The 12,483-nt window shown below is 29.6% G+C and carries 11 protein-coding genes; 7 read left to right on the forward strand and 4 right to left on the reverse strand.

From position 1 onward, the window contains the following. Positions 1-32 precede the first annotated feature (32 nt). Positions 33-404 carry a putative ABC exporter domain-containing protein gene (locus I6U48_RS30450; RefSeq protein ID WP_218319530.1) on the reverse strand — a complete coding sequence of 124 codons (372 nt, stop codon included), beginning with the start codon at positions 402-404 and terminating at the stop codon, positions 33-35. 193 nt (positions 405-597) lie between these two features. On the opposite strand from I6U48_RS30450, the gene I6U48_RS06140 reads away from it, so the two are divergent. The 5 genes from I6U48_RS06140 to I6U48_RS06160 all read left to right on the forward strand — a co-directional run bounded on the left by I6U48_RS06140 (position 598) and on the right by I6U48_RS06160 (position 3,594). Then, positions 598-1,557 (forward strand): cell wall-binding protein, encoded by a 960-nt coding sequence (locus I6U48_RS06140; RefSeq protein ID WP_218319531.1) that lies wholly within the window; start codon positions 598-600, stop codon positions 1,555-1,557. Between the two features lie 216 nt (positions 1,558-1,773). Then, positions 1,774-2,223 (forward strand): RNA polymerase sigma factor, encoded by a 450-nt coding sequence (locus tag I6U48_RS06145; RefSeq protein WP_218319532.1) that lies wholly within the window; start codon positions 1,774-1,776, stop codon positions 2,221-2,223. A gap of 110 nt (positions 2,224-2,333) precedes the next feature. After that, a complete protein-coding gene (locus I6U48_RS06150; RefSeq protein WP_218319533.1) occupies positions 2,334-2,852 on the forward strand; it encodes a hypothetical protein in 519 nt (172 codons plus the stop codon). A gap of 7 nt (positions 2,853-2,859) precedes the next feature. Then, complete coding sequence (locus I6U48_RS06155) at positions 2,860-3,246, forward strand: hypothetical protein (protein ID WP_218319534.1); 387 nt, start codon at positions 2,860-2,862, stop codon at positions 3,244-3,246. 165 nt (positions 3,247-3,411) lie between these two features. Next, positions 3,412-3,594, forward strand: coding sequence for a hypothetical protein (locus tag I6U48_RS06160; RefSeq protein WP_218319535.1), 183 nt, complete (start codon positions 3,412-3,414; stop codon positions 3,592-3,594). 233 nt (positions 3,595-3,827) lie between these two features. On the opposite strand, the gene I6U48_RS06165 is transcribed toward I6U48_RS06160, so the two are convergent. After that, positions 3,828-4,592: a MerR family transcriptional regulator gene (locus I6U48_RS06165; protein ID WP_218319536.1), complete on the reverse strand. Its 765-nt coding sequence runs from the start codon at positions 4,590-4,592 to the stop codon at positions 3,828-3,830. A gap of 716 nt (positions 4,593-5,308) precedes the next feature. Here I6U48_RS06165 and I6U48_RS06170 point away from each other — a divergent pair. Continuing rightward, positions 5,309-7,063, forward strand: a complete 1,755-nt coding sequence (locus I6U48_RS06170) for a methyl-accepting chemotaxis protein (protein WP_218319537.1) — start codon at positions 5,309-5,311, stop codon at positions 7,061-7,063. Positions 7,064-7,367: 304 nt separating this feature from the next. Continuing rightward, complete coding sequence (locus tag I6U48_RS06175) at positions 7,368-8,594, forward strand: MFS transporter (RefSeq protein ID WP_218319538.1); 1,227 nt, start codon at positions 7,368-7,370, stop codon at positions 8,592-8,594. Between the two features lie 485 nt (positions 8,595-9,079). On the opposite strand, the gene I6U48_RS06180 is transcribed toward I6U48_RS06175, so the two are convergent. Beyond that, the gene (locus tag I6U48_RS06180) at positions 9,080-10,924 is read right to left on the reverse strand and encodes an APC family permease (protein WP_218319539.1); all 1,845 of its coding nucleotides are present in this window, start codon (positions 10,922-10,924) and stop codon (positions 9,080-9,082) included. A gap of 276 nt (positions 10,925-11,200) precedes the next feature. After that, a complete protein-coding gene (locus tag I6U48_RS06185) occupies positions 11,201-12,160 on the reverse strand; it encodes a glycoside hydrolase family 73 protein (RefSeq protein ID WP_218319540.1) in 960 nt (319 codons plus the stop codon). Between the last annotated feature and the right edge of the window lie 323 nt (positions 12,161-12,483).

A 12,483-nucleotide genomic window follows, 5' to 3' on the forward strand; every position in this document is an offset into this window, starting at 1 on the left:
TAAAAAAAGGAGAAGGTAAAACTTTCTCCTTTTTAGTTTGTTAAATCATTTTCCTTTTTTATTTTTATTGCTTTTTCCAGTACTTCTGCAATCACTAGTGTAGTGCCTGCCAATATTAAGTATATTGATATTCCTAACTTCATTGAGGTAGTTTTAGAAAATATAATTAAAAATGTAATAATCACTTGCTTTGCTATAGAAAACGCATATATAGTTCTACTACTCATAGGTGACATAAAAAGAAAATTTACATCTGCTGGTGAATATTGGGTAGGATAATATTTAACCACTGCCTTATAAATATTAATAAAAAAATTATTGTAAGAACAATCATTACTAGAGCGCCTAATATTAACTGTTGAACTGCTTATAATTATTACTTTTTTTACTTTCTTTGTATTCAAATCTATAATATAACAAGTTACATGTATAAAGTTTTTTATTTTTTGCTTTATTGGTTGTGAATTATATACTTGAACCTATACTATTCTTCGTGGAATAATATGGTATAATATATTATAATTATTTTACATAGTGTTTAATTAATACTCATTGGAAATTTACTAAAAATAAATGATAGAAATGAGATGAGCAAAAATGAAAAAGCAAAATCTTAAAAGAATAATTACAGCTGGATTAATAGTAACAGGTATTTTAACAATAGCTCCAAGTGCAAAAGCAGAATATACACCAAATACTACAAATCTGTGTTATACAAAAGGAACTTCGTTAATAATGGTTTTAAAACTAATAAATGAAAAACTACATCATTTCGACAACAATGATGCAAGCCCATCAGAACTTGTTAACAATAACTCTGACTCCAATAATATTTTTGATCAAAGCATCGAACAAGCAGTGGGTGAAGCCATAAAAAGTAGAAATCAAAAATATTATTATATGGGAGAAGTAGCTACAGAAGGTCATATTATCCTTGAAGTTGAAGAAAAAGATGACTTAGTTAAGGCCTATACAATTTCTAGCTTTGGTTACTTTGGCTTTGAGAATGGCATATTTACAATAGTTAGTGGAAGTGGAGCAATCCCTACAGTTATAACGTTCTCTAAAAATGCAAATAACGAATACTCATTGCTTGAATACAAAGAACCTATAGATGGAGATGATTGTTTAGATTCTACAAAAAAAATGTTTCCTGAAAGGTTATGGAATAGAGTCTTATCTGGAAACGACTTAGTTTATTCTAAGCTTGTCGAATCACAGAAATCTCAAGCTGAAGAATACTTAAGAAAAATTGGCAGAACTGCCCAAGTAAATCCAAACTATGTAGAAAGAAAACTTCCAGATATTAATGTTTCGGCATCAAATAAATTGTTTTCAGAGCTGACAAAATATGATTCCCTTTTAAATGATTGTCCTTATTGGATAGGCTCAAGAGAAAGAATAGAAAATGGCATAAGAATAGTTTACGAAACATCTCAAAGTAAAAGTAGTGATGGATATGACCTAATTACTTTTAAAAAATCAAAAGCGGATGGAACCATTATTGAAGAACGTATATACAAAATTGTAGGAAGTGAGCCAGAGCTTCAACAATAGAAGAGTAAAATAAATAAAGAGCAAAAGTATATTAATGAATGGTATGAACTTTCATCATACCATTCATTATTTTTTGAAGTCAATTATTGTGTGTTAAAATTAACATAAATATTTAATAAATTACAAACTTATTAAATTAATTTGAAACTTTTTATGCTGCTTAAGTATCTAACCTATGTAAAAACAAAATGCTGCAGCACTGAAAGAAGGTAAAAAATGTACAATATACAGGAACTTGTTCAAAAAAGTAAAGCTGGTGACATTTCTTCATTTATGTCACTTCTAAGAGAAAAAGAAGTTCTTATTTATAATATTTCTTTTTCCTATACAAAAAACTCCTACGATGCTGAAGATTGTATATCTGAAGCCTCCATAAAAGCTTTTGACAAGCTAAAACAGTTAAAAAATGAAGAAAAATTTTATTGTTGGTTTATTTCCATACTCATAAATATATGTAGAAAGAATATAAAAAGCAAAATAACTATTCCATCTGACGATACAATAAATCAAGTGAGAGATGAATTTTCCTATCAATTCATTGATGATAGAATCCTTATAGAAGAATTGCTCTCTAAACTTAGAAAAGATGAAAGAGATATAATTGCATTTAGATATCTTAAATTATATATTCTGTATCCAATCCAAAATATTCTATTAATGAAATAAGCTTTTGTGACAAAGATGGCAAGGAATTTATAAAAGACTCAGGGTACATTTGGGGATATACCCGTCCAAATTTAAGTTCAAATAATAAAGAAAAAGCTTTTTGTATTGATATGAATGATGGTGTTGTAAATTATATAAAAAATAACCCTGTGTCCATAAAGATAAATAACTTAGTAGTAAGTGATGAAAAATCTAAGAACCTTATTGATAAAGTTAGTTCACTTATAAATAACAACAGTAATCTAAATGTTAACTGGACTTTAAAAATGCAGATACCTATGCAGCAAATTAAAGTTATACCTATAAATAAAGAATACTCTTTTGACATAGGTATACTTAAACTTAATTCACTTAAAATAAGCATTTTAAAAAGTAGTTTTGATTATAGTTTTGTGCCAAAGGATAAAGACATAAAAGGTATGGAGCCTATATTTTCTATAAGATTAGGTAATGAATATGCAACGAACCAATGGCTCGATGGCTGCAGCAATGACGATGGAAGCACTACTGGAACACAAACTTTCAACTCAATATATTATAAACCTTTAAATGAGATAGGAATAAAACTAATTGGCATACAGGCCAATTTTAGTAATCCAAATCTATATAAAATAGATAAAAATAGATAAAAATAAATTGCCAATGAAATTTGACTTTAATGGTGAAAAGTTTAAGGTTACCTCTACAAATCAAAAAGGCAATTCTAATGAATACACTATAGAATATAACAAAACAGGTAGAATATACAATGAACTTGCTTTTGATTTTCCTGGAGTAAATTCCTCTAGACAGACTAATAAAAGTGAAAATATACAATTTAAAGATCAGAATTCGAGAGATTTACTTTATAATTCATTAAGGCAAGCAGTCCCTAATCTTAAGGATATTGAAAAGCAATTTGGGAATTTTCAAACTGGAGCTGTAAGTGCTGCCGTTACTACAGACTCTAATTCAACAAAATTTAGGGTATCTGCTGTTAAAAATATTATTTGTAATGAAGATGAAATAGTACTCCATAAATAAAAATTTTCGTATTCCATAAAGAATCCCTTCATCTATGTTAATAATATGATCTTTATAAATCTACTATAAGATTATTTTTAATTACACATAATCTATAAATATTTAAGTACCTTGTTAAAACTCTCTATGATATAATATAAGAAAACAAATTTTCGGGGGATTATTATGGAAAATAAAATTGAAGCTGAAAGAATTGAGCGTTTAATCAAAATAGGTTCTATATTTGAAAGTATTGGTGTTACCTCTGTAGAACTTGCTGAGAACATTAAAGAACATATCGAAAGCTGTCCCGGCGGCAAAGCTTGCTTAGAAAAGCTTATTTCTAAGCAGAACATAGAAAACTGCTAGATTTTAAAATAAATGGGGACGTTGCATTTAGACAAACATGACTGACAATAGAATTCTACTGTCAGATATAGCTCTTTGTAAATGCAACGCCCTATTTACTTTAGTCCATTATATACTTTTTTTATATAATATTTTTACATCCTTCTGGACACTCATACATTATACCAAAAACCTCATACTCATGTCTTATAAAAATCCTTTACCTAAAAATCAAAGGTATCTAAGTGAACTATTTATAATTTTATTCCTGTATAAATCAAAATAGCATCTCTTAAGAATTCAGCTATTCCAGGTTTCTCCTTATCATAATAGGCTTTGAATCTTTCATCATCAACATACATTCTAGCAACTCCAGCATGTGCTTCCTTTGTATAAGTATCCCAATAAAAACTTATCCATTGCCTATGCAAATCTGCAGCCTTCTTAGCTAATTCACTTGCTGCATCACCAGTTTCAAATGCTGTCTCCAGAGCTTCAAACATATCCTTTTCAATTCTAGTAACTCTAGCATATTCTTCTTGTGTCATATTTTTAATCTTGCTATTTGATATATTAACAGCCTCCTCCCCATACTTCTCTCGAATTTCTTTACCGTATTTTTTTTCATTATCATCTATCAGCTTTTTCTTAAATCCTTCAAACTTTTCTCTATCACTCATTGTAATACCTCCTTCTATTGACTTAATTGTTTTATCTACATTCGCAATTAATAAATCTAGTTGCTTTCTTTTACCAAGAAGCTTCTGGTGATGTTCTTTCAATGCCTTACTCCGCTCAAAGGAAGATGAAGTTATAATGTCTTGTATACTTTCTAAATTTATACCTAATTCTCTGTAAAAGAGTATAAGTTGTAACTTATCAATCTCATTTTTGCCATAGATACGATACCCTGATGAACTAATCCTTGCCGGCTTAAGGAGTCCTATTTCATCATAATATCTGAGGGTTCTTGTGCTAACTCCTGCTAGATTTGCTAACTTCTGCACTGTGTATTCCATCTTTCCACCTCCTGATAAGATAAATATAAACCTTTACGTAACGTTAATGTCAATACAAATAATAAAAAAAATAGGTACAAATTTAATTGTACCTTTGAAGGGGATATTAATAGGGGTAAATGGATTTATATTTCAGACAATAGACAATTGCTATTTGAATAATCCGTTAAACAAAAAATACTGTCTATTGATATTTATTATTATATATTTTTTTTGACATATTTCAAGTATTATTTTTCGACATTTAAAATATTTATTTATGAATTTACTTAACCTCCAATCAGTGTCATTTAACTGATTGATTGTTTCGCTTTTTTGTTAAATCATCCTATTATTTTACAAACTGTTTTCAAAATATAAATAATTAGTTAATAAACATTACACAATATTGTAACAATTTACATTTATAATAATAATTGTCCTAAGTTAACAAAACTTAGAGAAAATTGTAATAGTCCTCTTAATTAATATAAATATAAAAATAAGCACTAGTATAAAACTTGTGTTTATTTTTTTGTATTAAGAGGAAAAATATACAAAACATAGAATGTAAATAGTAATTCTCAACCCCAATTTATAGAAATTCAACATACAGTATTTTTATCCAAAGCTTTAGTATAACTTAAGTTTTTTATCTATTAACCGAATTTATAATTATCAACAAATTAAGCCTGCCTTTAATGAGCAGAGTTTTATGACACAAGGAGGACGCTGCCATGGTTAAATTCAACAAATTCAATAATGTAAAGCTTTCTTATAAGATCTCTCTCTTAATTTCAGTTCCGATTTTAACTTTAATTATTATATCTACAATTTCAATATTTAGCATTAATAAAACTTCACAGAAACTTATAAATAATTTATATACTGAATGTAGCAAAAGTAATTCTTGGTTATTAAATGCAGATAGAGATTTCTATCAAGCCTTAACTGCTCAGAGCGAAATGGAGAAAATAACTGATCCTATCGAATTAAAAAAATTAAAGGATACCTATGAAGAAAACTCAAAACAAGCAATTGACAGAGTCCATGAAGCTTATAAAATAGTAAATTCTGACAAGAAAAGATTTGAAAACTTAAAGCACAAAGATTCAAATATGACTTTACCTCAGCTATTTGAAGCCTTTGATAAGGATTATTCAACTTGGTATAGTTTATTTGATTCCAATAGTAATAATTTAAAAGATAAAAAAGAATATTTGAAAACCTTTGATTCAGCTAGGGAAAGAATAAATGAAATGGAAGAGATTTTTGATGCCTACGGAACTACTATTATCGGAGATAGTAATAATATAGTATCTTCAACTAAATCTTCAATTCTCGCAATTTTGGTTGGATCAATATTGATATCTTTAATTATGGCTATATTTATAATTATTAATATAAACAAACGACTAAAAAAATCAATAGAACTTATAGCTAAAACAGCAGATTTTGATTTAGTATATGATAAAAGTTTTTTATCATATGTCGAAGAGAAAGACGAGTTTGGATTAATAATAGCCTCTGAAGCTTTTTCTAGAAAATCCTTCAGAACAATATTAAGTAAAGTATTAGATGGAGTTTCAAAAGTAAATGAAGTTGTAAATTTATCAAATAGAAATATGGATACTCTTGGAAAACAAATTGATGAAATCTCTGCGACAATTGAAGAACTTTCTGCTGGAATGGAAGAAACCGCAGCTTCATCGGAAGAAATTAATGCTTCAGTAGAGGAATTAAATAAATCTATTGAAGATATGTCAAAAGAATCAAATGTTGGTTCAAAATCAGCAAAAGAGGTTAAATTACGTGCAGAGAATCTAAAATCTTCTGCAATTGAAGCCATGCAAAAGGCAGTTAACATAAAAACATCAGTAGATCAAAGATTGCAATTAGCCTTAGATAAAAGTGTCGCAGTTACTGAAATTAATACTCTAACTGAAGGAATACTTCAGATAACATCCCAAACAAACTTACTGGCTTTAAATGCAGCTATTGAAGCCGCTAGAGCCGGTGAGGCAGGAAAAGGATTTGCTGTTGTCGCTGATGAAATTAGACAACTTGCCGAAACTTCTCAAAATCAAACTATAGAAATACAAAATGTAACAAAAACTGTTATTGAGGCAGTTAACAGTCTAAAAGATAGTTCAAAGGAAATGCTGGACTTTATACAAAATCAAGTAACTAATGACTATAAAAAACTTGTAGATACAGGAGAACAATATGACAATGATGCATTAATATTTTCCCAACTTACTAATAACTTAGCTGTATCTTCTGAAAAACTAAAGAGATCTATTCAAAGCATAAGTGACTCTATAAATGGAGTAAGTTCAGCTACTTCTGAAGGCGCTCAAGGAGTGTTTAATATCTCTGAAAAAGTTTCAACAATTACTTCTGCAGTAGCAGATGTAGTAGACAAATCTTCAATATCTCAAAATAGTGTACAGGATCTTTTTCACGAAATTTCTAAATTTAAAGTAAAATAATGAAGCTTTTGCAGAATACTCAAAAGCCTTATCTAAAAATAAAAGCCATTCATAACTAGGAAAACACACTTCCTTATATGAATGGCTTTTATTTACGGAAATTTATAAACAATAATACTTATTTTTTAAGAATACTTGGACAATTACATTTAAATTAGATATAATAAAAAAAAACAATTCGAAGTAACTTATGAAACGAGGTTGCTGAACTATATAGATAAGTGCAACAGCTCCATTTCAAAATCAGCTATAGTTACTTAAATATTTGCAATTGTATTTATAGAAAGGTGTTGAACATAATATAATGGACACAGTTAGAACCTCGAGTTTATTAAAAAACAAGTCTCTACGTTCTCTGATGCTAGCAAGGGTTTCAACTAATTTTGCATATCAGATGCTTACAGTAGCTATCGGTTGGCAAATGTATTCATTAACTCATTCTGCTTTTTATCTTGGCCTTGTTGGATTAGTTCAATTTTTACCAATGCTATTATTATCTCTTTTCGTTGGACAACTATCAGACAGACATGATCGTAGAAAAATAATCTCTATAAGTCAAATAGCTGAAAGTATTTCTATATTTGTTTTAGCTTTTGGAAACTATAGTGGTTGGATCACTAAAGAAAGATTTTTAATAATAATTTTTCTCATAGCTGTAGCTCATTCCTTTGAAGGACCACCAATGCAAGCTTTACTTCCTAATATCGTAGAAAAAGATATTTTTCCAAGTGCATCAGCATTGATGTCTTCTGCTTCCCAATTTGCAGTTATAATAGGTCCAGGTGTTGGCGGTATACTATATCATTTTGGAGCAACCTTAATTTACTCTATAGTAGGCTCCTTGTTATTAGTATCAAGTATATTAGTGTCTCAAATTCTTATAATCAAAGAAGAGAGGAAAAATGAACCTGCAAATTTAAAATCACTTTTTGCTGGAATAAGTTTTATTAAAAGTAGACCTATAATACTTGGAGCAATATCATTAGATTTATTTGCAGTGCTATTTGGTGGAGCCACAGCTTTATTACCAATCTATGCAAGCAACATTCTTCATATTGGCTCTTTTGGGCTGGGCATCCTAAGATCTGCTCCAGCCGTTGGTGCATTATTAATGTCAGCAGTACTTGCAAGAAGACCACTAAATGAGAAAGTTGGTAGAACAATGTTTATAGCAGTAATATTTTTTGGAATATCTACTATAATATTTGCAATATCAAAATCTGTTATCGTATCTTTTTTAGCACTTTTTGTACTTGGTGCATCAGATGTTATAAGTGTTGTTATACGTTCAACTCTTGTACAACTTGAGACTCCTGACAATATGAGAGGACGAGTAAGTTCCGTGAACATGATATTTATCGGTACATCTAATCAACTTGGTGAATTCGAATCAGGTATCACAGCTTCTTTTTTCGGAACTGTACCAGCTGCACTTCTTGGAGGAATTGGCACTATTATTGTGGTACTAATTTGGATTAAATTATTTCCTTCTCTTTTTAACGTAAATAAATTTGTAACCAGTGAAAGTTAAAAATATTAAGGGGCTGTTGCATTTAGCAAACATGACCGAAAGTAGAATTATGCTCCGAGAGAGGTTACCAAGCTTCGTCACTATGAAAACTTTTAATCAATCTAAAGCTCAGCATTTAAGCAGATATCCAAAATCTTTGATTTTGTGATAGTCGCTTACTCATCTGACGAAAGGAAGAGGAGTTTCATTAAAATCTAAGAACCTTTGATAAACTCGTGCCTCAAGACGGACCAACTTATCAATTATCATTGATAAGTCGCTCGTTAAAAGCTATTTAGGCTTTTAACCATATCAAAGGTCCTAAGATTTTCTAAAATGCTTCGCTAAGACTGATCAAAAAGTTTTTATATGTGCCTTCAGCTTTGGTAACCTCTCTCTACGTATAATTCTACTTTCTAGTGTAGTTCCTTGTAAATGCAACAGCCCCTAGTTTTAAGAATTGTATTACTTAATAGTATATTGATATCTGTTCACTCACAAAATAATTATTTCTTATACATATGGTAAGGATAAGTTGAAATAATAATATTTTTGTTTCTAAGCAAGGTTTCCCTTATAAAAAATCCAGTATGATTATGCAGTGCCTCACCCCACCACTCATCAATCTTAAATTCTGGTAATATAACGGATATTCTCTCATTTTCTCCTGCTGCATCAGCTATTTTACCAATACAGTCTATTAAAGGAGTAACTACTGCTCTATAAGGAGAATATTTCGCAACAAGGAGTATATCTGTATTCAACAGCTCCCATTTCCTTTTAAGCTTTTCTATTGCTTCTTTATCTGAAGAAATATTTAGTGCTATTACATCCGGTGTAATACTTCTTGCATAATGCAGTGCATTTATTGTAGCTCTATTTAAGCTTGCTATAGGCACTATCATAACATGAACAAAAGGATTGTCTAGATGAATATCTGCAAGTTCATCTTCAGTAATTCTCAAGTTATCTGCCACTTTATTATAATGTTTTTTAATTGCTGTCATAGCTAAGGTAAGCATAGGTATAAGTATAATCACTATCCATGCACCTTCTGCGAACTTTTCATAAATAAGAATTATAGTAGTAACTGCTGCAATAATTGCTCCGAATCCATTTATAACAGCACGCTTTTCCCAACCATTTTCATTACTATTCTTCCAATGTATTACCATCCCAGATTGGGATAATGTAAAAGATAAGAAAACTCCCACAGAATACAGTGGAATCAAATTATGGACATCTGCATTAAAAGCAAGTACTAGTATACCTGCCACAAAGGATAGAAAGACAATTCCTGTACTAAAACTTAATCTTTTTCCTCTAGCTGTGAACTGTCTAGGCGCAAATCCATCTTTTCCTACTACATACATTAACATAGGAAAACCTGTAAAGGCAGTATTGCAAGCCATAAACAGTATAATAGCAGTTGTCAATTGTATAAAATAGTACATAAAGGTTTTTCCAAAAACGCCAGTTGCAATTTGCGAAAGAACCGTAGAATCAGCTGTTGGAATGGCATGATAGAATCTTGCTAATAATGAGGTTCCTCCGAATATAAGAAATATTAAAGCAGATAACAGAATCATAACTGTTTTAGCATTTTTTTGACTGGGTTCTTTAAAATTTGGCACTGAATTACTTACAGCTTCAATACCGGTTAAAGCAGAACATCCATTTGAAAATGCTCTTAAAATTAAATATACGCTTATTTCACCAGATACCTTAAGCTGTGCATTAATTACATTTGCAGGTGGCGCCCCATATAAAGCGCATTTTATTAATCCATAGATAATCATAAAAAGCATACCAAACAAAAACATATAAGTAGGTATACTAAAAATTTTAGATGATTCACTTACTCCTCTTAAATTTAAAATAGTTAATATAATAATAATGGATATAACCAAAAAAATTTTATGTGCTGCAAGACTTGGAAATGCTGAAACTATAGCTGCTATACCAGCACTAGAACTAACAGCTACTGTAAGTATATAGTCAACCAACAATGAAGAAGCAGCTACTAAACCTGGCTTTACTCCAATATTTTCTTTGGCAACTACATAAGCACCTCCGCCTTGAGGATATGCTCTAATGATCTGAATATAGGAAATTGTAAGTATAAACAATAATCCAATAATCATTAAAGAAATCCATCCCAGCCATATATACGACATTAAACCTATAACCGGAATAAGAAAGGTTAAAATTTCTTCTGCTGCATAAGCTACAGAAGATATAGCATCACTAGCCATAACCGCTAGTCCAAAAGGGACATTGTATTTTTCATGAGATGTTTTTTCATTAGGTAATGGTTCACCAATTATTGCGTTTAGAAATTCTTTTATCATTTTTTCCTACCTCCTGTATGCATATAACCTTAAAAATCAGCTTATCCTATTTGATATGTTATTTTTTGTAGAATAGCTAAGTTTTCATGAATATATGTCTATATAGATTTCAATACAGAAAATATAACTATCCCTAGATGGATAATATTAATAATTTGTTATATACATATATTATAGTAGTGGATTTAATAAAAGCAACAGAAATCAAGGTAAATTTCGGCTCGTTTTCAACCAATTTATTGGATTTTAGAACATATTTACGTTTATATCTCTATATTATTTATTCCCCTTAAGGTAGCTCATCTCACACTGATAGTCCAAAAGCTGAAGATTCTGGTCTTTAATAATACCAATTAATAATTCTGAATAAATTTGTTCTCCATTTTTATTTTCTACGGTGCTATACCCTGCCTTTTCTATGGCATTTGCCTGAGCAATGTATTGAGTCGCTTGGAAAACTCCATTTTGTTTATATCTTTTATTATTTTTAAGAAATTCCCCATAATCTTTTAGAGACTGTTCTTTATTATCATATACCCGAAAATTATCAACAATCTTTTTATCATAATATTCTGAGGTATTCATCTTAACCTTTTTGCCCTTCCAATTGCTATCTGCCTTTATTCCAAATAAATTATTTGCTTTTACACTTAGATCTGATTTTCCCCATCCACTTTCTAATATGGCCTGGGAAATAATTATTGAAGGAAGAACATTATATTTTTCATAAATTTGGACAGCTCCTGGGTATAATTCTTGAATAAACTTTTGCTTAGCTGAATCATTTAAGTTATTTTTTAACGTTCCTGTATATTTTAAATCCTCTATATAACTATGAACTTTTGCCTGTTGTTTTGAGTCAAAAGATAGCTTGTTCAACACTTCATCTAAATCTACTAATTTATATTCACTATTTTTAACCTTAACAGATGTAGTATTTTTTTCTAAAAACATATTAGCTAACTGATTAACATTGCTGCTAGTAGCCTTAGAAAAATCATTTTTGTATCTAACCCCATCAATGGCTGCCATATACTTCCAATTAGTTTGAAGCTTTTCCTTACTCACATTGTCTGCGGCTTCTATATAAAGCTTTGTGTTTAATTCTTTTAGATTTATATGCTTGTATTTAGCTGTATAATGTGCATAAATTCCTAATCCAATTAGTGCTGCAAATATCAAGGTAATCACAACCATAACCATATTCTTAAATCTATTATTATTTTTTCTGCTCATATTATAACTCCTATATATTTAATTTTTAACCTAAATATAATTATAAACAATTTAATTACAAATTCCTACATAAAAATAAAATCTATGCAGCATTTTGCACATGCATAGATTCTATATAGTTCTACTCTTTTTGCTTTTCCTATTTGTCACCTATACATTTTAATCTTAAAATTAATACTTTCTTAAAAATTTATATGTACTATATGTTAATTTTCTTATTTTGTCAGAACTTTGTCAGAAATATGGTATAAAATAGATTTACAGCATATTTTAAATAAATTAAACATTTAATTTACAAAATAAGACACTGGTTGTATGTTTTA

The sequence above is a fragment of the Clostridium thailandense genome, assembly GCF_019207025.1.
Taxonomy (GTDB): Bacteria; Bacillota; Clostridia; order Clostridiales; family Clostridiaceae; genus Clostridium_AM; species Clostridium_AM thailandense.

Coding starts and splice junctions, on each gene's coding strand:
- I6U48_RS06140 (WP_218319531.1), top strand. CDS start 598: ATGAAAAAGCAAAATCTTAAAAGAATAATTACAGCTGGATTAATAGTA.
- I6U48_RS06145 (WP_218319532.1), top strand. CDS start 1,774: ATGTACAATATACAGGAACTTGTTCAAAAAAGTAAAGCTGGTGACATT.
- I6U48_RS06150 (WP_218319533.1), top strand. CDS start 2,334: ATGAATGATGGTGTTGTAAATTATATAAAAAATAACCCTGTGTCCATA.
- I6U48_RS06160 (WP_218319535.1), top strand. CDS start 3,412: ATGGAAAATAAAATTGAAGCTGAAAGAATTGAGCGTTTAATCAAAATA.
- I6U48_RS06165 (WP_218319536.1), bottom strand. CDS start 4,592: ATGGAATACACAGTGCAGAAGTTAGCAAATCTAGCAGGAGTTAGCACA.
- I6U48_RS06170 (WP_218319537.1), top strand. CDS start 5,309: ATGGTTAAATTCAACAAATTCAATAATGTAAAGCTTTCTTATAAGATC.
- I6U48_RS06175 (WP_218319538.1), top strand. CDS start 7,368: ATGGACACAGTTAGAACCTCGAGTTTATTAAAAAACAAGTCTCTACGT.
- I6U48_RS06180 (WP_218319539.1), bottom strand. CDS start 10,924: ATGATAAAAGAATTTCTAAACGCAATAATTGGTGAACCATTACCTAAT.
- I6U48_RS06185 (WP_218319540.1), bottom strand. CDS start 12,160: ATGAGCAGAAAAAATAATAATAGATTTAAGAATATGGTTATGGTTGTG.